Below are 19,301 nucleotides of genomic sequence, written 5' to 3' on the forward strand. Positions count from 1 at the left end.
CGTCGGCGCGGATCCGGTCGACGAGGTCGTGGTGGCCGGGTGAGGTGGTGACGCGGACCTGGTCGGCGCAGGCCAGCAGAGTCTGCTCGATGCCGAACAGGGCGGCCCGCTCGGGGGCGGTGAGGGCGCGCAGCATGCCGGTGGTGACGACGATCCGTCCCGGTTCGGCGGGCCGCCGGGGGTGCGGGAGGCGGCCGGGAAGGGCGAAGGCGTCGGCGCGCTCGTCGTCCAGGACGGCGAGCGGGGCGGGGCCGGCGGGGCTCAGGAGGGCGCGGGCGCGCGCCGGGAGCGAGGCGAGCCGGGCGCGCGGCGTGTGCGCCCGGCGCGCGGAGGCGTGCGGGCTGTTGGTCGTGGAGCTGCCTGTCGTGGGGCCGTCGGCCGGGAGTGCGGCGGTGTCCGGGCCGAGTGCGGCGCGGGCGGCGTGCAGTTCACGGTGGCGCAGGCGTGCCGTCCTGGCGGCCAGTACGCCCAGCGCGGCGAGGGTCAGCCCGGCCAGGACGGCCGGCAGGGGGGCCTGCGGCGCGGTGGCGGCCAGCCAGGGCAGCGACAGGTGGCCGAGTGCGGCGACCGGCGGCAGCCGGAGCAGTCCGGCGGCGGCGAGCAGGCCGAGCGAGCAGAGCGTGCCGCCGGCCAGCACGGCCGAGGTGCCGGCCAGCGTCCAGGCGGCGGCCCGCGGGGTGAGCGTCTCGGCGAGGCGGCGGGCCAGCGGAGCGGCGAGGAAGGGGAGCAGCAGCGGCGCCCAGACGGCGACGATCACGAGGCCGCCGGTCCGGTCGCGCGGCCGGTGCCGTCGGGATCGACACCGTCGGGGCCGGTGCCCTCGCCGAGGAGCGCGCGCAGCAGTTGCTCGTCCTCGGCGGAGAGGTCGGAGACGAAGCGGGCGAGCACGGTGGAGCGGTCCGCCTCGCGGCCGAGCTCGGTGTGCATCCGGCGGGCGGCGAGCCCGGCCGGGTCCGGCACGGTCGGGGTGTACGCGTAGGCGCGCCCCGCACGGGTGCGTTCCACCGTGCCCTTCTCGTGCAGCCGGGCGAGGATCGTGGCGACGGTGGTCCGGGCGAGGCCCTCGCCGAGGGCCGCCTGGACGTCCTGCGGCGTCAGCGGCCGGTGCGCGGCCCAGAGGGCGGCCAGCACCTCGGCCTCCAGCTCCCCGGCGGGCCGGCGGGCGGGCGGTACGTCGGACATTGCGGCGGTTCCTCCCGGATTCGTCTACAGTCATGTCGACCGTCTACGTCACTGTAGACGGTCGGGGTGTGCTCCGCCGGCGCCGCCCCCGACGTACGGGAGGTCCGCCAGCCTTGCTCCAATCCCCAGCCGATGCGGCCGTTCACCCGCTCGCGGTGAACCTGCTGGACGCCTCGTCGCTGCTCGCGTCCTTCGGTGCGCTCGGCATCGCCGTCGTGCTCTTCGCCGAGACCGGGCTGCTGGTCGGGTTCTTCCTGCCCGGCGACTCGCTGCTGTTCACCGCGGGCCTGCTCTGCGTCCCCGGCGCCACCAAGGGCCCGCAGCTGGAGCTCTACCAGGTGATCCCGGCGGCCTTGGCCGGCGCGCTGATCGGGGCCCAGACCGGCTACCTGATCGGCCGGCGCGGCGGGAAGGCGCTGCTGCAGCGCACCGAACGGAAGGGCCTGCAGCGCGGCGTCGTACGGGCCGAGGAACTGCTCTCCAAGTACGGCCACGGCAAGGCGATCGTGCTCGCCCGGTTCATCCCGGTGGTCCGGACGGTGCTGAACCCGCTCTGCGGCGTCCTGGATGTGCCGGTCCGCTCGTTCACCTTCTGGCAGGTCCTGGGCGGTGCGCTCTGGGTGGTCGGCGTGGTGCTGGCCGGCTACGCGCTCGGCTCGTCGGTGCCCGGAATCGACCAGTACCTGCTTCCCATCGTTGGTCTGGTAGTAGTTGTCTCCGTGATCCCGATCGTTCGTGAATTGTTCCGCGCCCGGAAAGCCCGCCGCAACGGTGGTGACGCCCGGTGACGCCCTCCCGCGCCCTCGCCGTGTACGACGGCAGTGGCATCGACGGCGGCCTGTACCGGCGGGTGGTCGGATGGGCGGATGCCGCGCCGTACTGGCTGGACCAGCTGATCAGGGTGTGGTCCGCGGTCGGCCTCGGCCTGTTCGCCGTCCTGATGACCGTCGCATGGTGGCGGGCGCGCGGCGCCGGCCCGGCCGTAATGGCCCGGGTGCTGGCCTCGCCGCTGATCGTGGTCATCGCGTACGCCGTGAACTCCTTCTTCAAGAGCCTGGTCGAGGAGATCCGGCCGTGTGCGCAGCTGGGCGTGCGCGGAACGCTGGAGGCCTGCCCGGGCGCCGGTGACTGGTCCTTCCCGAGCAACCACACGGTGATCGCCTTCTCCGCGGCGGCCGCGCTCTGGTCCGCCGACCGGCGGCTCGGCCGGATCGCCGCGGTCGCCGCGGTGCTGATGGGCGCCTCCCGGGTCTGGGTCGGCGTCCACTACCCGCACGACGTGCTGGTCGGTGCGGTGGTCGGTGTCCTGGTGGCGGCCGTGCTGTCACCGGCCGCCGGGCTGGCCGCGCCGCTCGTCCGGCGGGCCCGTGACGGTGCGCTGCGCCCGCTGCTGGGCGCCGGTGCCGTCGCCGTGGCGGGCGGCGGCACGCCGCTGGAGCCGCAGCGGCGCTGAGGCCGGCCGGCGGCGCCGTGCCTGCTTGCCGCCTTACCGCCGTGCAGCCGAGCCGCCCCGGAGCCCTGGGCCCCGGGGCGGCCTCTTGTCCGGCCGGGGTGGCGGGGGCAGCATGTGAGCCGGGCGTGGGGCCCCGGTCCGGGGCGCCCGCCCGGCTCAGTCGTGCCGGGGCGTCGCGGCGCCCGGGCGTGCCCGTGGAGGGGAGTGCTGCCCATGCCGTACCGACTCGACGTCAGCCAGGGGGACTGGCCCGCGGAGGAGCTCCGCAAGGGGGTGGAGGGGCTGCTCGCCGAGGCCATGGTGCTCACCCTGGCCACCGCCGGCCACGAGCACGGCCCGCACGCCAACCTGGCCTTCTTCGCGTACGACGACGACCTCGTCCTCTACTTCGTCAGCGAGCGCGCCACCCGGCACAGCCACCACCTGGCCGAGGAGGCCCGGGCGGCGGCGACCGTCTTCCTGCCGCCGCCGGTCTTCGGCGAGCAGCTGCGCGGCCTCCAGCTGGCCGGCAGAGCGGGGGAGGCGTGGGGGCGCCAGGCGGAGTCCGCGTTCGCCGCCTACCAGGGCCGCTACCCGTCGTTCGGGCAGGACGCGGAGGTGCGGCGGCAGTTCCTGGCTGGGGCCGGCGCCGCGGCGCTCTACCGGTTCCAGGTGGAGGAGCTGACCGCCGTGGACGAGCCGCACTTCGGGCGGCGCAACTACCTGCGGGCCTCCGTGGTGCGCTGACCGTCCTCCCGGCCAGCGGGGCCGGGTTGTCTGTACAACTTTTCGGTCGGTTCACCTGCGGGACCGGAGCCGGACCCCTGGCGGCCACCTCGCCGCATCAGCCTGGCCGCATGAGAGTCATCGTCGTAGGAGCAGGCGTGCTCGGCACCATGCACGCCTGGCAGGCCGTCGAACGCGGCCACGAGGTCGTCCACCTGGAGCGCGAGAGCGAGGCGCGCGGCGCCTCCGTGCGCAACTTCGGGCTGGTCTGGGTCAGTGGCCGCGCCGGGGGCGAGGAGCTGGACACCGCGCTGCGCGCCCGCGAGCTGTGGGAGCGGATCGGCGCGCAGGTGCCCGACCTCGGCTTCCGGGCCAACGGCTCGCTCACCGCGATCCGCACCGAGGCCGAACTCGCCGTCGCCGAGCAGGCGTTGACGCTGCCCGACGCCGCCGCGCGCGGCTACCGGCTGCTCGACGCGGACGAGACCCGGGCCGCCAACCCCGCCCTGCGCGGCAAGCTGCTCGGCGCCCTGTGGTGCGAGCGGGACGCCGCCGTGGAGCCCCGCACCGCCCAGCCCGCGCTGCGCGCCGCCCTGCAGGCCACCGGCCGCTACACCTTCCTGCCCGGGCGCGAGGTCCGCGAGGTGATCGGCGAGAACGCCGTCCGTGACGACCACGGCGACGTCCACACCGGCGACCTCGTCGTCCTCTGCACCGGTGCCTGGCTGGGCGGCCTGGTGCGCGAGCTGGCGCCCGCACTGCCCGTCCGCCGCGTCCGGCTGCAGATGATGCAGACCGACCCGCTGGACGAGCCGCTGACCACCTCGGTCGCGGACGGCGACAGCTTCCGCTACTACCCCGCCTTCGCCGGCGACGCCCTGGAGCGGCTCAAGGCCGCGCAGCCGCAGCCGCCGGTCGCCGCCGAGCACAAGATGCAGCTGCTGATGGTCCAGCGCCGCGACGGCGGCCTCACCATCGGCGACACCCACGAGTACGACCAGCCGTTCGGCTTCGACGTGGTCGAGGACCCGTACGACCACCTGGCCGCCGTGGCCGAGGAGTTGCTCGGCCGCCCGCTGCCCCGGGTGCGCCGCCGCTGGGCCGGGGTGTACGCGCAGTGCGTCGACACCACCCGCGTCGTCCACCGGGAGCAGCTCCGCGACGGCGTCTGGCTGGTCACCGGCCCCGGCGGCCGTGGCATGACCTGCTCGCCGGCCATCGCCGAGACCACCGCCGAACTCGCCAACCTCTAGGAGTCGTTGAACATGTCGCTTGACATCCGTCTGGTCGTGCTCGACATGGCCGGAACCACCGTGGCCGACGACGGCCTGGTCGAGCAGGCCTTCCGGGCCGCCGCCGGCTCGCTCGGCGTCGAGGCCGGCAGCCCCGAGCACGCCCGCATGCTGGAGCACGTCCGGGCCACCATGGGCGAGTCCAAGATCTCCGTCTTCCGGCACCTGTTCGGCGCGGAGGAGAAGGCGCAGGCCGCCAACACCGCCTTCGAGGCCGCGTACCACGACCTGGTCGACGCCGGGCACTGCGCCGCCCTACCCGGCGCGGCCGAGGCCATCGCCGAACTGCGCGGCCAGGGCCGCAAGGTGGTCCTCACCACCGGCTTCTCCCGGGCCACCCAGGACCGGATCCTGCGCGCGCTCGGCTGGGAGTCGGTCGCCGACCTCACCCTCTGCCCCGCCGAGGCCGGCCGCGGCCGCCCGTACCCTGACCTGGCGCTCACCGCGCTGCTGCGCACCGGGACCGACTCGGTCCGTCAGATCGCCGTCGCCGGGGACACCGGCTACGACATGCTGACCGGCTCCCGGGCCGGTGCCTCGGTGGTCGCCGGCGTCCTCACCGGCGCCCACGACGAGGCCCGGCTCCGGGCGGACGGGGCGACGCACGTGCTGAAGTCCGTCGCCGAGCTGCCGGGACTGCTCGCGGGCTGAGCGGAGCCGGGCCCGGATCCATAACCCCACGGTGATCGGGACGGTGGCGAAGTCTGCGTTGATCCCCGCCTGCGCGGACAGCAGGCTTGAGCTGCCGGGCGGAGGCCCCGCCGGCCGTCCCGGACGCACGCCGGCCGGGACGGGACGGGGGCGGGGACCACCGGTGCCTGCGCCGGCCCGGCCAGGACGGGTTGAACCACCGCCGTGATCCCACCGCGGGACCGGCGACGAACGAAGGAGCACGACCATGGCCGAACTGAACGGCAGGACCGCACTGGTGACGGGCGGTTCGCGCGGGATCGGGCGGGCGGTGGCACTGCGGCTGGCCGCGGACGGCGCGCTGGTCGCCGTGCACTACGGCGGGAACGCGGCGGCGGCCGAGGAGACCGTGGCCCGGATCACCGGGGCCGGCGGCCGGGCGTTCGCCGTGCAGGCGCGGTTCGGGGAGAACGGCGCGGTGGACCGGCTCTTCGAGGGGCTGGCCGAAGGGCTCGCCGAGTACGGGGCGAAGGGCCTGGACATCCTCGTCAACAACGCGGGCATCTCCTCGTTCAGCCCGATCGGCCAGATCACCGAGGAGGAGTTCGCCGCGCTGCTCGCGGTCAACGTGACCACGCCGTTCTTCATCGTGAAGCGGGCGATGGCGCTGCTGAACGACGGTGGGCGGATCATCAACATGGGTTCGGTGGCCAGCCGGTTCGCGGTGACCGCCCAGATCGGCTACACCGTCAGCAAGGCCGCGCTGGAGGCGATGGGCCCCACGCTGGCCAACGAGTTCGGCAACCGCGGGATCACGGTGAACACCGTTGCTCCCGGGATGGTGAAGACCGACCTGACCGCGGTTTTCACCACGATTCCGGAGGCGGTCGCCGAGCTGGAGTCGATCACCGCGCTCGGCCGCCTCGGAGAGCCGGAGGACGTCGCCGACGTGGTGGGATTCCTGGCGGGCCCGCAGGGCCGCTGGGTGACCGGCCAGACGATCGACGTCTCCGGCGGCACCTACCTCGGGCCGCTGGCGCCGCGGTGACCCGATCGCGCCGCGAGGCCCGCGGCCGGGCGGGCGCGCCGGCGCCGGTCCGGCCGCGGGCCTCCCGGTCCCCGTACGACCGCTTGACTCTCGGGTTACGCGAGACGGCACAGTCTTCCCCGTGGACAGGACGAACCTGCTGCCCATCGGGCAGTTCGCGCAGGCCAGTGGCCTCTCGGTGACCGCGCTGCGGCACTACGACGCAAGCGGCCTACTGGCCCCGGCCCTGGTCGACCCGGACAGCGGCTACCGCTACTTCCGGCGGGACCAGCTCCGGACGGCGCAGCTGATCCGGGCGCTGCGGCAGCTCGACATGCCGATCGAGCAGGTGCGCAGCCTGCTGGCGCACGGGGAGGAGGGCGAGGAGCCGGCGCGGGCCCTGCGGGCGCACCTGAGCGCCGCCGTGCGCCGGCTGGAGATCCAACGCGGCGTCGTCCACAGCCTGTTGACCCGTCTGACCGAAGGAGAAGCGATGAGCCACCGCGTCACCATCCGCCAGGGCGCGCCCGTGCGGGCGCTGGTCCGCAGTGCGACGCTGGAGCAGCCGGCCCTCGACGAGTTCGTGCTGGCCGCCTACCGGGAGATGTACACGGCCGCCGGCTGACGGCGGGGCGGGTGTGCCGGGCGGTGTCCGCACCGCCCGGCACCCGCGTCAGTGGCTGCTGCGCAGGTTGAGCACCACGACGCCGACGATCACCAGGGCGATCCCCAGCCACTGCAGCCGGCCGAGCGACTCGCCGAAGGCCACCACGCCGATGCCGGCCACCGCGGCCGTCCCGGCGCCGGACCAGACGGCGTACGCGACCGACACCGGGATGTGCTTCAGAGCGCGGCCGAGCAGCACGAAGGAGAGCACGTAGCCGACGGCCACGCCCACGCTGGGCCAGAGCCGGCTGAAGCCGTCCGTGAGCTTCAGGCAGCTGGTGGCGCAGACTTCGCTGAGGATCGCCAGGGCGAGGAGTACGTAGGGCATGGGTGATCAAACCCCCGGGGCGGCGGTGAGCTTCCCGAGCAGGGCGACGTCGGCGCGCTCCAGGCTGTCCAGCAGGGTGACCCGGGACCCGTCCGGGATGGCCACGTCGCTGGACGGCACGGCGAGCACCGCGCAGCCGGCCGCGGTCGCGGAGGCGACGCCGGTCGGGGTGTCCTCGACGGCGACGCACGCGGCCGGGTCCAGGCCGAGCCGTTCGGCGGCGGCGAGGTAGGGGTCGGGGGCGGGCTTGGTGCGCGGGGTGTCCTCGGCGGCGAGGGTGACGGCGAACCAGTCGCGGCCGATGGTGCCGAGCACCAGGTCGACCACCCGGCGCGGCGAGGCCGAGACGAGTGCGGTGGGCACCCGGGCGTCCCGCAGTGCGGCGAGCAGGGCGAGCGCGCCCGGCCGCGGGACGGTCTCGGCCGCGACCTTGCGGAAGAAGGACTCGCCGAGCCGGTCGGCGAGTTCGGCCTCGCTGAGCTCGGTGCCGCTGACCCGGTGCAGGTGGGCGGCGGTGTGCTCGATGGCCCGGCCGAGCACCTCGGGGGCGTCCTGGTCGGTGAGGGAGTGGTGCAGCTCGTCGGCGAGTTCGGCGGCGGCCTGCCACCAGAGGTGCTCGGTGTCGACGAGGGTGCCGTCCATGTCGAAGAGGACGGCGGCGGGCACGGCGGATCGGCCCGTGGGGTTGTCAGGCATGGCGGTACCTTCGGTGCTTCATCAGGAGGATCGGATGGTCAGACCGTACGACGGTCCACCAGGACCGGCCGCTCCGGGAGCGTCAGCGCGGCACGCGAACCGGCCGGCAGGGCGGCGGCGGCCTCGGTCGGCAGGTCGGCCTTGACCTCGGTGCCGTCGTCGAGCCGGACGGTGAGGCGGGTGACGGCGCCCAGGAAGGACGCGGAGACCACCAGCGCCGGACCGTGCTCCGCGGGGGAGAGGGTCACGTTCTCCGGCCGGACCAGCACCTCGAGCGGGCCGTCGGCCGGCATCGTCCCGTCCACGGCGTGGCGGCGGCCGAGCACCTCGACGCCGTCCCCGACCCGCACGCACGGGATCCGGCTCATCGTGCCGACGAACTCGGCGACGAACGCGGTCGCCGGGCGGGCGTACAGCTGGGACGGGGTGGCGCACTGCTCCAGGCGGCCGGCGCGCAGCACCGCGACCCGGTCGGCCATCGAGAGGGCCTCCTCCTGGTCGTGGGTGACGAACAGCGTGGTGATCCCCAGCTCCTGCTGCAGCCGCCGGATCTCCTCGCGCAGCGAGAGCCGGACCTTGGCGTCGAGCGCGGAGAGCGGCTCGTCGAGCAGCAGGACGCGCGGCTGCAGGGCGAGCGCGCGGGCGAGCGCGATGCGCTGCTGCTGGCCGCCGGACATCTGGTGCGGGTAGCGGTCGGCGTGCTGCGGCAGGCCGACCAGCTCCAGCAGCTCGTGGGCGCGGCGGCGGCGCTCGGCCTTGCCGGTGCCGCGCATCCGCATGCCGAAGGCGACGTTGTCGGCGGCGGTCAGGTGCGGGAAGAGGCTGTACGACTGGAACACCATGCCGGCGTCGCGCTTGTGCGCGGGGATCGCGGTGATGTCCGCGCCGTCGACCAGCACCTGGCCGGAGTCGTGCTGCTCGAAGCCGGCCAGGATGCGCAGCGCGGTGGTCTTGCCGCAGCCGGACGGGCCGAGCAGGGCGAGGAGCTCGCCCGGGTGGACGGTCAGGTCGAGGCCGTCCAGCGCGGTGGTGGCGCCGAACGAGCGGCGCAGGCCGCGGAATTCGACGGTCGCGCCGCCGGGAGCGAGGGGGACGCCGGCGACGGGGGCGGTAACCGTGGTCATGGTGGGAGACTCCGGGGGTTTCAGGAGGTGGTGGTGCGGTGGCGGCGCTCGCGGCCGACGGTGGCCAGCAGGAGCAGCAGCAGCCAGGTGATCAGCAGGCTCAGGATGGAGACCGCGACCGACATGTGGGCCTGGCTGTTGCCGACCGAGTAGATCCACACCGGGAAGGGCTGGTAGCCGAGGATCGAGGCGGCGGTGAACTCGCCGAGCACCAGCGCCAGGGTCAGGAAGGAGGCGTTCAGCAGTGCGCCGCGCAGGTTGGGCAGCACGACCGTGAACACCGCGCGCGGCCAGCTCGCGCCGCAGTTGCGGGCGGCCTCGACCAGGGTGCGCACGTCCACCGCGCGCAGGCCGGCGTCGATCGCCCGGTAGGCGAGCGGGAGCGACATCAGCACGTAGGCGATCACCAGGACCAGCGGGAAGTCCGGGTCCTGGACGAACACGAAGGTCTGGAAGAACGGCGTGTCCATCAGGTAGTCCGGGCCCCAGCGGAGCACGCCGATCAGGCCGGCGGTCAGCGCGACCGGCGGGACGACCAGCGGCAGGGTGCAGAGCACGTCGATCACCGGGCGCAGCTTCGGCGAGCCGAGCCGGACCGCGATCAGGGCCGGCACCAGCAGGAGCAGCAGCACCAGGACGGTGACGACGGCGAGCCCCAGGGTGAGCCAGAGGCTGTCCAGGAAGCCGGGGGCGCTCAGCAGGCCGGTGTACGCCTCGAAGGAGAAGCCCTTCGGGTCGTCGATGGAGAAGTACCCGGCGGCGGCCAGCGGCACGAGGAAGTAGACGCCGGCCAGCAGCAGGACGGCACCGCGCCACCAGCGCACCTGGCGGCGCGGCCGGTTGCCGTGGCCGGAGGTGCGGGCCTTCGGGCCGGTACGGGCGGAGGTCAGCTGAGCCATCGGGCACTCCGGCGCTGGAGGGGGAGGTACACGGCCATCACCAGGACGGCCACCACGATCATGTTGAGGCTGAGGGCGAGGGCGAGGTTGCCCTGGCCGACCAGCACGTTGCCGGAGAGCGCGTCCGCGATCGAGCGGCTGACCAGCGGAACGGTCGCGCCGACCATGGCCGCGGCGGTGGCGTACGCGGCGAAGGCGCTGCCGAAGAGCAGCACGAAGCCGCCGAGCAGCGAGGGCAGCAGGATCGGCAGGGCGACGTGGCGCCAGTACTGGACGGTGGTGGCCCGGTTGTTGTGGGCGGCCTCGCGCCACTGCACCCGCAGGCCGTCCAGGGCCGGGGTGATGGTGAGCACCATCAGCGGGATGAGGAAGTACAGGTAGACGATGGTCAGGCCGGTGAAGGAGTAGAGCGTCCAGCCGTGGTCGGTCAGGTGCAGCAGCTTGGTGACCTCGCCCGCGTTGCCGAGGGTGGCGACGAACGCGAAGGCGAGCGGCAGGCCGCCGAAGTTGGCGAGCACGCCGGAGGCGGTCAGCACGGCCTGGCGCAGCCAGGTGCGCCGGGAGGTCACCACGGCCTGGGCGAGCGGCAGGCCGATCACGGTGGCGAGCAGCGCGGTGAGCGCGGACAGCTTGAGGCTGCTGAGCATCGCCGTCCAGTACGCGCCCTGGACGGAGGCGGTGATGTTGTCGAGGGTGAACCGGCCGCCACCGCCCTCCGCGTCGCTGGAGGTGGTGAAGGCGCCGATCACGATCGCGACGGCGGGCAGGCCGAAGCCGATCACGAAGAACAGGAAGAGCGGGACGGTGGCGAGCCAGGAGCCGCCGCCGAGGCGCCGGCGGCGGGTGTGCCGGCCGGGGGTGGGGGTGGTGTGCGTGGCGGTGGCGGACGCCCCCGCGCCGCCACCGAGGTCGGTGGCGGCGGGGGTGGTCGGCACCGGGGTGGGAGCCGTGGTCATGAGTCCTTCTCAGCCCGGTCGAAGGTGCTGACGTTCGTCGGTGACGTTCGTCGTCGGTGCGGTGGACGATCCGTGGTGACGGTTCGTCAGCCGGCGATGGCCTTGGTCCAGTTCTCGGTGACGACCTTCTTGGCGGCCGTGATCTGGTCCTGGGACGGGAAGTCGGTGAACGGCTTCTCGACGGTCGGCAGCTTGGCGGCGGCCGCGGCGTCCAGGGTGCCGTCCTTCTTCAGCGCGTCGAAGGTGGCCGGGGTGGCGTAGCCGCCGAGGAAGAGGTTCTGGCCCTCGGCGCTGAACAGGTACTCCTGCCACAGGCGGGCGGCGGCCGGGTGCGGGGCGTACTTGTTGATGCCCTGGTTGTAGAACTGGGCGTAGCTGCCGTCGCTGGGGACGGAGACCTTCCAGTCCACGCCCTTGTCCTTGAACTCGTCGGTGTAGCCGGCGTTCAGGTAGGACCAGTCGATCGAGATCGGGGTCTCGCCCTTCTCGATGGTGGCCGGGGTGGACTCGACGGGGTTGAAGTTGCCGGAGGCCTTCAGCTTGCCGAAGAAGTCGATGCCGGGCTGGATGTTGTCCAGCGAGCCGCCGTTGGCCAGCGCGGCCGCGTAGACGCCGCCGAACGCCGAGCCGGACTTGGTCGGGTTGCCGTTCAGGGCGACCTGGCCCTTGTACTCGGGCTTGAGCAGGTCGGCGAAGGTCTTCGGGCAGTTGGCGATCTTCTTGGCGTCGCAGCCGATGGAGATGTAGCCGCCGTAGTCGTTGACGCGGGCGCCGGCCGGGTCCTTCATGGTGTCCGGGACCTTGTCGAAGGTGGCCACCTTGTAGGGGGCGAGCAGGCCGTCCTTGACCGCCTGGAGGGCGAAGGCGCTGCCCAGGTCGACCACGTCGGGGGCGCGGTCCTGGCCCTTGCGGGAGGTGATCGCGTTGATCTCGTCCTGGCTGGAGCCGTCCGGGTTCTCGTCCTCGATCTCGATGCCGTACTTGGCCTTGAACGAGTCCATGATCTTGCCGTAGTTGGCCCAGTCCTTGGGCAGCGTGATGACGTGCAGCTTGCCCTCCTTCTTGGCCGCGGCGACGAGGGCGTCCATGCCGCCGAAGTCGGCGGCCGAGGCGGCGTCCTTGGCGTCCTTGGAGCCGGCCTTGGCGGCGTCGCCGGCCTTGGCGGACGAACCGGCGGAGCCGCAGGCGGTGAGGGAGAGCGCGGCAGCGGTCAGAACGGCCGCGAAGGCGGCGGCGCGGGCACGGTGCACGGTCACGGGTCAGTCTCCTGATCGGGGGGTACTGCGGGGGGAGGTCCTGCGAAGGGGGTGATTCGCGAGGTGCTTCGTCGTGAGGATCGGGTCGAGCGGGTGGCCGTTCGGGACTGCCCGAGTTGACTAGCCAACTTCGCTGACGGGGGTAAGTACGCCGGAGCCCGGTGACGGGAAGGTGAACGGACGGCCCAGAACCGGAGTCGGCTGCGGGAACGGTCGAATCAGGCCTCCGGAGGGTGAACCCGCGGGTGCGATGCTTCGAAAGCGCAGCGGGATAAGGTCGGGCTGTCCGCGCCGGTACGGCTGCGCAGGACACCGCCCCAGGAGGGACATTGACTGACGTGGCACTGGAGCCCGAGCGCCCCGAGGCCCCCGCTGCCTCCGCCCCCGCCGCCGGCTCCGCCGGTCCCGCGGGCGCGGACCGCGCCGCCGGCGCGCTCTACCGCAAGGTGGCCGCCGACCTGCGCGAGGCGATCACCACCGGTGCGTACGGCGAGGCCGGCCGGCTGCCCGCCGAGGGCGCCCTGGCCGAGCAGTACGGCGTCTCGCGCGGCACCGTCCGGCAGGCCCTGGCCGTGCTGCGCTCGGACGGACTGGTCACCTCCCGGCGCGGCACCCGGCGGGTGGTGCTCGGCACCGCCCGGGTGCAGAGCTTCTCCGAACTGCTCAGCTTCACGCACTGGGCGTACTCGATGGGCGAGGAGCCCGGCGGCATCCTGGACTCGCTGGTCCGCCGCCCGGCCGACGCCGCCGAGCGCGAGCAGCTACGCCTGGAGCCCGGCTCCGAGGTGTACGTGACGGTCCGTCTGCGCACCCTCTCCGGCACGCCGGTGATGGTCGAGCGCACCGTCTACCCGCCGCGGGTCGGCGAGATCGTCGCCCAGCTGCCGCCGGACGTCGTCTCGCACACCGAGGTGCTGCGCGAGCACGGCATCCTGTTCACCGACGCCGACCACACCATCGACATCGTCGCCGCCAACGCGGAGGACGCCCGCCTGCTCGGCTGCCGCCGCGGCGGCCCGCTGCTGCGCGAACGGCGCCGCACCACGGACCCGACCGGAACCCCGGTGGAGTGGTCCCAGGACCGCTACCTGCCGGGGACGGTGGCCTTCAGCGTGCACAACTCGCTCGCCACCTCGGCGCTCTCCCGGCACGCCCGGGAGGGGGACTGACCCGCCTCCCGGGCGCGCCGGCCTGCGCCGGGGATCGCCGGTCTAGCGCATGAGGGCGGCGAGCAGCGGGCGGAAGTGCTCGAAGCCCGGCGTCGCCGCCCCGGCCGCCTTCGCCCGCTCGTCCCAGCGGCGCACCGCCACCGCGTCGGCCGCACCCGGGAGGGCGGCGAAGGCGGCGGCCTGCCGCCCGTCCATCGGGCCGCCCTGGACCTGCAGGGTGTACTCGGACGCCTCGGACAGCTGCTCCCGGTAGCCCGGTTCGACCGCGCACAGGTATCGCTTGGCGGCCACGTGCAGCCGGACCGGCTCGGTGACCTCCGGGCCGAACCACTGCGCCAGCCAGTCCGCGCCGCTGTCGCTGTGCCGGTTGTCCTGCCCCTGCATCAGGTCGCGCCCGTGCAGGGCGCCCTGGCCGTGCTCGTCGAAGAAATGGCCCACGTCGTGCAGCAGCGCCGCCGCGACGAGGTGTGCCGGCGCCCCCGCCGCCTCGGCGGCCGCACCCGCCTGGAGCATGTGCTCGGCCATGGTGACCTCCTCGCCCAGGTACTCCCCGGCGCCCTCGCCCGCGAACAGCCCGGCGATCGCGTCCAGTGCCGCGGCACGGCGGTGCAGCACGGCGAGGGTGCTGTGCAGCGAGTCCAGGTCGGCGTAGCAGCCCTGGAGGTGACGCCGGCCGTCCTGCTCGAACGCCGTACGGGCGTGCAGGAGACGGGTGTTGTCGAAGACCAGGCAGTCGCCGCGGTCGAGCCGGAAGGTGAGCTGCAGCTCGGGGCGGAGCGTGATCGCGGCGAACCGCCGGTACGCGGCGTAGAAGGCGGCGAGCTCCTCGGGGGTGCCGCGCAGCGTGCCGATCGACCGGTTGTTGAACCGCACCTCCCGGATCCGCCCCCGCGCGTCCACCTCGATCAGCGGCCGGTCGGCGCGCAGCTCGGTCCGGCGGTCGCGGAAGACGAACGGCACCGGCGTGCGGGTCAGGGCCGCGAACTCCGCGGGCGCCTCCTCCCGCAGCACCGCCGCCGCCTTGAACCCGTCCACCAGCCCGGAGTCCCCGCCGGCCGCCGCGTTCTCCAGGCAGTGCAGCAACTGCAGCGTGGGCACCGGGTCGCGGTACGGGTTGTCGGTGTGCGGGGTGATGGCCACGCTCGTGAACGCCAGGTTGTTCGGGTCCGGCTCGACCCGGACGTCGAACAGCTCCCCGTAGTTGGTGACCCGCACGTACCCGAAGGTCCCGGCCACCTCCAGGACCTGCCGCTCCACGGCCGGCACCCCGCGCAGCACCGCGAACCCGGTGCGCCGTACGGCCTCCAGCACCGCCGCCTGCTCGGCGGGGTCGCCGAGGTACGCCTCCCACCCGGCCTCCGGGAGCCCCCGGGCGAAGTCCGCCGCCACCCAGAGCCGCTTCCCCTCCTCCGTGCGCCCGTCGCCGCCGCCCGCGTCGTCGAGCCACTCCAGCGGGTACCGCGAACGGTGCCCGTCCGACCAGAGCACCTCCAGCTTCCCCCCGATCTCCACCTGCGCCGCGACCGCCAGCCCCTCCGGCAGGTCGCCGATCTGGAACAGCTTCTGCCCGCTCCGCGGGTCCCGGCATTCGGCACAGGGGCAGTTGTCGCGCAACCAGTACGGCGGCAGCTCGGTCATGGGTCTCCTCCTCGGCAGCATCCCGGGCCAAGTTGTATAGCCAACTTCACCCATCTGGCCCGCAGCCTGCCCTCCCCCGGTGAGCTCCACGTGCCGCCCGGGTGAACGCCGGAGGAACTGTGCCGCCCCCGCCGGCGGTACGGCCGATCGGGTGAGGGGGGCGGGGCGCGGGGCGTTTCGGCGTGGGGAGTGGTGGGGGCTGGGGCACTGTCGGGGTGGACTTCCCTGACCTGAGAGGCGGCTCGGCATGGCTCACCCCACGACGCAGACCCCGGCTGCTTCGGGGCATACCGGGCTGAAACGTGAAGTCGGGATGATCGGGCTGCTCTGGGCCTCGGTCGGGGCGATCATCGGGTCCGGGTGGCTGTTCGGGGCGGAGAAGGCGGCGGTGGCGGCGGGGCCCGCGGCGCTGATCTCGTGGGGCGTCGGCGCGGTGGCGATCATCCTGCTGGCGCTGGTCCACGCCGAGCTGGGCGGGCTGTTCCCGGTGGCGGGCGGGACGGCGCGCTACCCGCACTACGCGTTCGGCGGGTTCGCGGGGATGTCGTTCGGCTGGTTCACCTGGCTGCAGGCGGCGACCATCGCGCCGATCGAGGTGCAGGCGATGATCAACTACGCCCAGCACTGGACCTGGGCGGACGGCCTGCTGAACCCGAACGAGACGCTGACCACCGCGGGCTTCTTCGTCGCGGCCGCGCTGCTCGGCGTCTTCGTGGCGATCAACTTCCTGGGCGTCCGGCTCCTCGCGCACACCAACAGCGTGGCCACGGTGTGGAAGGTCCTCGTCCCGGTCCTGGTCATCTTCGTCTTCGGGTTCACGGAGTTCCACGGCGACAACTTCAGCGTCCACGGGTTCGCGCCGGACGGCGCCAAGGGCGTGCTCGCGGCGATCAGCAGCAGCGGCGTGATCTTCGCCCTGCTCGGCTTCGAGCAGGCGATCCAGTGGGCGGGCGAGAGCCGCAACCCCCGCCGGGACATCCCGCGGGCCGTCCTCGGGTCGGTGGCGATCGGCACGGCGATCTACGTCCTGCTCCAGGTGGTGTTCATCGCCGCCCTCCCGCCGGACACCATCGCCGGCGGCTGGAGCGCCCTCGACTATCCCGGTATCAGCGGGCCGTTCGCGGGCCTCTCGACGCTGATCGGCCTCGGCTGGCTGGCCACCGTCCTGCGCATCGACGCGATCATCTCGCCCGCCGGCACCGGCCTGGTCTACATGACCTCCAGCTCGCGGGTCACCTACGGCCTGAGCCGCAACGGCTACGCCCCGCAGAGCCTGCAGTTCACCGACAAGCGCTCGGTGCCGTGGCTCGGCCTGACCGTCGCGTGGGTGGCGGGCGTGCTCTGCTTCCTGCCGTTCCCGAGCTGGCAGCGGCTGGTCGGCTTCATCACCTCGGCCGTGGTGCTGATGTACGCGGGCGCGCCGCTGGCCTTCGGCGTGCTGCGCAAGCGGCTGCCGGCGCTGGAGCGCTCCTACCACCTGCCCGCCGGCACGATCGTCTCGCCGATCGCCTTCGTGGTGGCGACCCTGGTCATCTTCTGGTCCGGCTGGGACACCCTGTGGCGGCTGGGCCTGGCCATCCTGATCGGGTACCTGCTGCTCGGCGGCTACTCCGCGTACGCGGTGTCGAAGGGCGTGCCGAACGCGCCGCGGATGGACTTCAAGGCGGGGCAGTGGCTGCCGGTCTACCTGGTCGGCATCGGGGTGATCTCCTGGCAGGGCACCTTCGGCGCGGGTTCGCAGGGCAACCTGCCGCTCTGGTGGGACATCCTCGTCGTGGTGGTGTTCGCGCTGGTGATCTACTACTGGGCCCTGGCGGTGGCGCTGCCGGTGGAGGAGATCGAACGGAACATCCGCGGTGTCGAGGTGGTGGAGGCCGGCGGGCACTGACCCCCCGGACGGAGCGGCTCCCGTGCGTCACGGGAGCCGCTCCGGCGTTCTCAGGCCACGTCCGCCCAGGCGGCCCCGGCGGCGGCCAGGGCCGGGGAGGCGTCCGCGCCGGTCGCCGTGGCGAGGGCGGCGAGGCAGGCCCGGACGGTGTCCAGGGACGCGGCCGGCCCGTAGTGGTTGACGCGGAGCATCGAGGCGGCCAGGGCGCCGCCGCCGGGCTGGACGGGCAGCGCGGGGTCGAGGCGGGCGGCGATCCCGGCCGCGTCCACGCCGTCGGGGGTGCGCAGGGTGGTGGCGACGGGGGCGGCGTGCGCGTCGTCGGGGACGAAGGGGCTGAGGGTGCCGAGCGCGCGGACGCCGGCGCGGGTGGCGGCGGAGGCGGCGCGGTGCCGGGCGATCACGGCGGGGAGCCCGTCGGCGGTGATCCGGTCGAGGCAGGCGCCGAGCGCGAGCATCTCCAGCTGGGCGGGGGCGTGCGGCAGTACCGTGCGCCCGGCGTCCGTCCAGCGCTCCTTCCAGTCCAGCAGGGAGAGGTAGGAGCGGCGCGGGGCGGCCGGGTTGGCGGTGATCCGTTCCCAGGCGCGGTCCGAGACCGAGACGGCGGAGACCCCGGCCGGGCCGCCCATCGCCTTCTGGCCGCCGATGACGCACAGGTCGATGCCCCAGGCGTCGGTGAGCAGCGGCTCGGCGGCGACCGAGGCGACGGCGTCCAGCATCAGCAGCGCACCGTGTTCGCGCACGACCTCGGCGATCCCGGCGACGGGGTTGGTGTTGCCGGTGGCGGCCTCGGCGTGGACGAGGGAGACGAAGTCGACCGCCGGGTGCTCCCGCAGGGCGGCCCCGACCTGGGCGGCGGTGACCGCGCTGTCGAACGGCACCGCGAGGTCCACGACGGTCGCGCCGCAGGAGCGCAGCCAGGCGCCGAAGGTCTGGCCGTAGGGGCCGGTGACGATGTTCAGCGCGGTGGAGCCCGGGTGCACGGCGCTGCGGATCGCGGCCTCCAGCGGCAGCAGTGCCTCACCCTGGGTGATGATCACATCGGCGGTGGTGTGCAGCAGCGCGGCCACCCGGTCCTCGGTCGCCGCGAACTCGGCGGCGCTCAGCGGGGGCAGGTCGAGGTAGGGGGTCACGCGCCGGCCTTTCGGGGGAGGGTCGTTCGGGCAGGGACGAGTCTGCCGTACTTTCGCTGCTTACACGTGGCGTCCGCGTCGGTAGAGTGCGGGCCATGAGCGATGCTGCGGTGCTGCACGTCCGGGGCCGGGTGCTGGTCGGTCCGGAGGACGTCCGGGACGAACTCTGGGTCGTGGACGGCCGGGTGAGCTTCACCCGCCCGCCGGGCGCGGAGGACGTCCGGACGGTGACCGGCTGGGTGCTGCCCGGCCTGGTGGACGCGCACTGCCACGTCGGCCTGGACGCGCACGGCGCCGTCGACGCGGAGACCAGCGAGAAGCAGGCGGTCACCGACCGTGACGCCGGCACCCTGCTGATCCGCGACGCCGGCTCGGCCGCCGACACCCGCTGGATCGACGACCGGGAGGACCTGCCCCGGATCATCCGGGCCGGCCGGCACATCGCCCGCACCCGCCGCTACATCCGCAACTACGCGCACGAGATCGAGCCCGGCGACCTCGCCGCCTACGTCCGGGCCGAGGCCCGGCGCGGTGACGGCTGGGTGAAGCTGGTCGGCGACTGGATCGACCGGGACCGCGGCGACCTGGCCGCCTGCTGGCCCGGGGACGCGCTGGCCGAGGCGATCGCGGCGGCGCACGAGGAGGGCGCGCGGGTCACCGCGCACTGCTTCGCGGCCGAGTCGCTGCCCGACCTGCTGGCGGCCGGCATCGACTGCGTCGAGCACGCCACCGGGCTGACCGAGGAGCTGATCCCGGTCTTCGCCGAACGCGGCGTCGCGATCGTCCCGACGCTGGTCAACATCGCCACCTTCCCGGGTCTCGCGGCCGGTGGCGAGGGCAGGTTCCCGGCCTGGGCCGCGCACATGCGCCGGCTGCACGAGCGCCGGTACGACACGGTGGCCGCCGCGCACGACGCGGGCATCCCGGTCTACGTCGGTACGGACGCGGGCGGCTCGCTGGCGCACGGCCTGGTCGCGGACGAGGTGGGCGAACTGGTGAAGGCCGGGCTGACCCCGGCCGAGGCGCTCTCGGCGGCCAGCTGGGGCGCGCGCCGCTGGCTGGGCCGGCCCGGCCTGGAGGAGGGCGCGCCGGCGGACTTCGTGGTGTACGACGAGGACCCGCGCGCCGACGTCCGGGTGCTCGCCGATCCGCGGCTGGTGGTGCTGCGCGGGCGGCCGGTGGGGTAGCGGGCGCGGCGGGTGGTCGTGCCCGGCCGTCCCGGTCGCCGCTGCGGCCGTCTCCCGGTTCCGGGCCGGCTCGCG

19 protein-coding genes and 1 pseudogene are annotated in these 19,301 nt (G+C 74.1%); 10 read left to right on the top strand and 10 right to left on the bottom strand.

Going from position 1 to position 19,301, the window contains the following annotated elements:
• Nucleotides 1–757 (bottom strand): annotated as a pseudogene (locus ABZ885_RS20775) (hypothetical protein); the annotation flags it as partial.
• On the bottom strand, nucleotides 754–1,182 hold the full coding sequence (locus ABZ885_RS20780) for a BlaI/MecI/CopY family transcriptional regulator (RefSeq protein ID WP_360190455.1): 429 nt from the start codon (nucleotides 1,180–1,182) through the stop codon (nucleotides 754–756). The gene ABZ885_RS20780 and the pseudogene ABZ885_RS20775, both read right to left, overlap by 4 nt.
• A gap of 113 nt (nucleotides 1,183–1,295) precedes the next feature.
• On the opposite strand from ABZ885_RS20780, the gene ABZ885_RS20785 reads away from it, so the two are divergent.
• The 7 genes from ABZ885_RS20785 to ABZ885_RS20815 all read left to right on the top strand — a co-directional run bounded on the left by ABZ885_RS20785 (nucleotide 1,296) and on the right by ABZ885_RS20815 (nucleotide 6,914).
• Nucleotides 1,296–1,970 carry a DedA family protein gene (locus ABZ885_RS20785; protein ID WP_360190458.1) on the top strand — a complete coding sequence of 225 codons (675 nt, stop codon included), beginning with the start codon at nucleotides 1,296–1,298 and terminating at the stop codon, nucleotides 1,968–1,970.
• A complete protein-coding gene (locus ABZ885_RS20790; RefSeq protein ID WP_360190461.1) occupies nucleotides 1,967–2,635 on the top strand; it encodes a phosphatase PAP2 family protein in 669 nt (222 codons plus the stop codon). The genes ABZ885_RS20785 and ABZ885_RS20790 overlap by 4 nt, the downstream gene beginning before the upstream one ends.
• Nucleotides 2,636–2,848: 213 nt before the next feature.
• Nucleotides 2,849–3,361, top strand: a complete 513-nt coding sequence (locus tag ABZ885_RS20795; RefSeq protein WP_360190464.1) for a pyridoxamine 5'-phosphate oxidase family protein — start codon at nucleotides 2,849–2,851, stop codon at nucleotides 3,359–3,361.
• A 110-nt stretch (nucleotides 3,362–3,471) separates the two neighbouring features.
• Nucleotides 3,472–4,593: a TIGR03364 family FAD-dependent oxidoreductase gene (locus tag ABZ885_RS20800; protein WP_360190467.1), complete on the top strand. Its 1,122-nt coding sequence runs from the start codon at nucleotides 3,472–3,474 to the stop codon at nucleotides 4,591–4,593.
• 12 nt (nucleotides 4,594–4,605) lie between these two features.
• Nucleotides 4,606–5,283, top strand: a complete 678-nt coding sequence (locus tag ABZ885_RS20805) for a phosphonatase-like hydrolase (RefSeq protein WP_360190469.1) — start codon at nucleotides 4,606–4,608, stop codon at nucleotides 5,281–5,283.
• Between the two features lie 247 nt (nucleotides 5,284–5,530).
• Nucleotides 5,531–6,310: an SDR family oxidoreductase gene (locus ABZ885_RS20810; protein WP_360190472.1), complete on the top strand. Its 780-nt coding sequence runs from the start codon at nucleotides 5,531–5,533 to the stop codon at nucleotides 6,308–6,310.
• 121 nt (nucleotides 6,311–6,431) lie between these two features.
• Nucleotides 6,432–6,914 carry a MerR family transcriptional regulator gene (locus ABZ885_RS20815; protein WP_360190475.1) on the top strand — a complete coding sequence of 161 codons (483 nt, stop codon included), beginning with the start codon at nucleotides 6,432–6,434 and terminating at the stop codon, nucleotides 6,912–6,914.
• 48 nt (nucleotides 6,915–6,962) lie between these two features.
• Here ABZ885_RS20815 and ABZ885_RS20820 read toward each other — a convergent pair whose 3' ends face one another.
• The 6 genes from ABZ885_RS20820 to ABZ885_RS20845 all read right to left on the bottom strand — a co-directional run bounded on the left by ABZ885_RS20820 (nucleotide 6,963) and on the right by ABZ885_RS20845 (nucleotide 12,214).
• Nucleotides 6,963–7,283 (bottom strand): multidrug efflux SMR transporter, encoded by a 321-nt coding sequence (locus tag ABZ885_RS20820; protein ID WP_360190478.1) that lies wholly within the window; start codon nucleotides 7,281–7,283, stop codon nucleotides 6,963–6,965.
• A gap of 6 nt (nucleotides 7,284–7,289) precedes the next feature.
• A complete protein-coding gene (locus ABZ885_RS20825; RefSeq protein WP_360190480.1) occupies nucleotides 7,290–7,979 on the bottom strand; it encodes an HAD family phosphatase in 690 nt (229 codons plus the stop codon).
• 38 nt (nucleotides 7,980–8,017) lie between these two features.
• Nucleotides 8,018–9,103, bottom strand: coding sequence for an ABC transporter ATP-binding protein (locus ABZ885_RS20830; protein WP_360190482.1), 1,086 nt, complete (start codon nucleotides 9,101–9,103; stop codon nucleotides 8,018–8,020).
• Nucleotides 9,104–9,123: 20 nt separating this feature from the next.
• Nucleotides 9,124–10,002, bottom strand: a complete 879-nt coding sequence (locus tag ABZ885_RS20835) for an ABC transporter permease subunit (protein ID WP_360190484.1) — start codon at nucleotides 10,000–10,002, stop codon at nucleotides 9,124–9,126.
• Nucleotides 9,990–10,958 (bottom strand): ABC transporter permease subunit, encoded by a 969-nt coding sequence (locus ABZ885_RS20840; protein WP_360190487.1) that lies wholly within the window; start codon nucleotides 10,956–10,958, stop codon nucleotides 9,990–9,992. The genes ABZ885_RS20835 and ABZ885_RS20840 overlap by 13 nt, the downstream gene beginning before the upstream one ends.
• 86 nt (nucleotides 10,959–11,044) lie before the next feature.
• Complete coding sequence (locus ABZ885_RS20845) at nucleotides 11,045–12,214, bottom strand: ABC transporter substrate-binding protein (protein WP_360190490.1); 1,170 nt, start codon at nucleotides 12,212–12,214, stop codon at nucleotides 11,045–11,047.
• 338 nt (nucleotides 12,215–12,552) lie between these two features.
• On the opposite strand from ABZ885_RS20845, the gene ABZ885_RS20850 reads away from it, so the two are divergent.
• Entirely contained in the window at nucleotides 12,553–13,383 is an 831-nt protein-coding gene (locus ABZ885_RS20850) for a GntR family transcriptional regulator (protein WP_360190504.1), read from the top strand.
• A 42-nt stretch (nucleotides 13,384–13,425) separates the two neighbouring features.
• Here ABZ885_RS20850 and ABZ885_RS20855 read toward each other — a convergent pair whose 3' ends face one another.
• The gene (locus ABZ885_RS20855) at nucleotides 13,426–15,021 is read right to left on the bottom strand and encodes a TauD/TfdA family dioxygenase (RefSeq protein WP_360190493.1); all 1,596 of its coding nucleotides are present in this window, start codon (nucleotides 15,019–15,021) and stop codon (nucleotides 13,426–13,428) included.
• A 313-nt stretch (nucleotides 15,022–15,334) separates the two neighbouring features.
• Between ABZ885_RS20855 and ABZ885_RS20860 the strand changes: the two genes are divergently transcribed.
• The gene (locus ABZ885_RS20860) at nucleotides 15,335–16,909 is read left to right on the top strand and encodes an APC family permease (protein ID WP_360190496.1); all 1,575 of its coding nucleotides are present in this window, start codon (nucleotides 15,335–15,337) and stop codon (nucleotides 16,907–16,909) included.
• A 50-nt stretch (nucleotides 16,910–16,959) separates the two neighbouring features.
• On the opposite strand, the gene ABZ885_RS20865 is transcribed toward ABZ885_RS20860, so the two are convergent.
• Entirely contained in the window at nucleotides 16,960–18,039 is a 1,080-nt protein-coding gene (locus tag ABZ885_RS20865) for an aminotransferase class V-fold PLP-dependent enzyme (protein WP_360190499.1), read from the bottom strand.
• A 95-nt stretch (nucleotides 18,040–18,134) separates the two neighbouring features.
• On the opposite strand from ABZ885_RS20865, the gene ABZ885_RS20870 reads away from it, so the two are divergent.
• Nucleotides 18,135–19,226, top strand: coding sequence for an amidohydrolase family protein (locus ABZ885_RS20870; RefSeq protein ID WP_360190502.1), 1,092 nt, complete (start codon nucleotides 18,135–18,137; stop codon nucleotides 19,224–19,226).
• The last annotated feature ends 75 nt before the right edge of the window (nucleotides 19,227–19,301 follow it).

The organism is Kitasatospora sp. NPDC047058 (assembly GCF_040643935.1).
Classification (GTDB): Bacteria; Actinomycetota; Actinomycetes; order Streptomycetales; family Streptomycetaceae; genus Kitasatospora.

What these genes read in the sequence shown, in the direction of transcription:
- ABZ885_RS20780 (WP_360190455.1), bottom strand. Translation starts at nt 1,182, where the DNA reads ATGTCCGACGTACCGCCCGCCCGCCGGCCCGCCGGGGAGCTGGAGGCC.
- ABZ885_RS20795 (WP_360190464.1), top strand. Translation starts at nt 2,849, where the DNA reads ATGCCGTACCGACTCGACGTCAGCCAGGGGGACTGGCCCGCGGAGGAG.
- ABZ885_RS20800 (WP_360190467.1), top strand. Translation starts at nt 3,472, where the DNA reads ATGAGAGTCATCGTCGTAGGAGCAGGCGTGCTCGGCACCATGCACGCC.
- ABZ885_RS20805 (WP_360190469.1), top strand. Translation starts at nt 4,606, where the DNA reads ATGTCGCTTGACATCCGTCTGGTCGTGCTCGACATGGCCGGAACCACC.
- ABZ885_RS20810 (WP_360190472.1), top strand. Translation starts at nt 5,531, where the DNA reads ATGGCCGAACTGAACGGCAGGACCGCACTGGTGACGGGCGGTTCGCGC.
- ABZ885_RS20820 (WP_360190478.1), bottom strand. Translation starts at nt 7,283, where the DNA reads ATGCCCTACGTACTCCTCGCCCTGGCGATCCTCAGCGAAGTCTGCGCC.
- ABZ885_RS20825 (WP_360190480.1), bottom strand. Translation starts at nt 7,979, where the DNA reads ATGCCTGACAACCCCACGGGCCGATCCGCCGTGCCCGCCGCCGTCCTC.
- ABZ885_RS20830 (WP_360190482.1), bottom strand. Translation starts at nt 9,103, where the DNA reads ATGACCACGGTTACCGCCCCCGTCGCCGGCGTCCCCCTCGCTCCCGGC.
- ABZ885_RS20835 (WP_360190484.1), bottom strand. Translation starts at nt 10,002, where the DNA reads ATGGCTCAGCTGACCTCCGCCCGTACCGGCCCGAAGGCCCGCACCTCC.
- ABZ885_RS20840 (WP_360190487.1), bottom strand. Translation starts at nt 10,958, where the DNA reads ATGACCACGGCTCCCACCCCGGTGCCGACCACCCCCGCCGCCACCGAC.
- ABZ885_RS20855 (WP_360190493.1), bottom strand. Translation starts at nt 15,021, where the DNA reads ATGACCGAGCTGCCGCCGTACTGGTTGCGCGACAACTGCCCCTGTGCC.
- ABZ885_RS20860 (WP_360190496.1), top strand. Translation starts at nt 15,335, where the DNA reads ATGATCGGGCTGCTCTGGGCCTCGGTCGGGGCGATCATCGGGTCCGGG.
- ABZ885_RS20870 (WP_360190502.1), top strand. Translation starts at nt 18,135, where the DNA reads ATGAGCGATGCTGCGGTGCTGCACGTCCGGGGCCGGGTGCTGGTCGGT.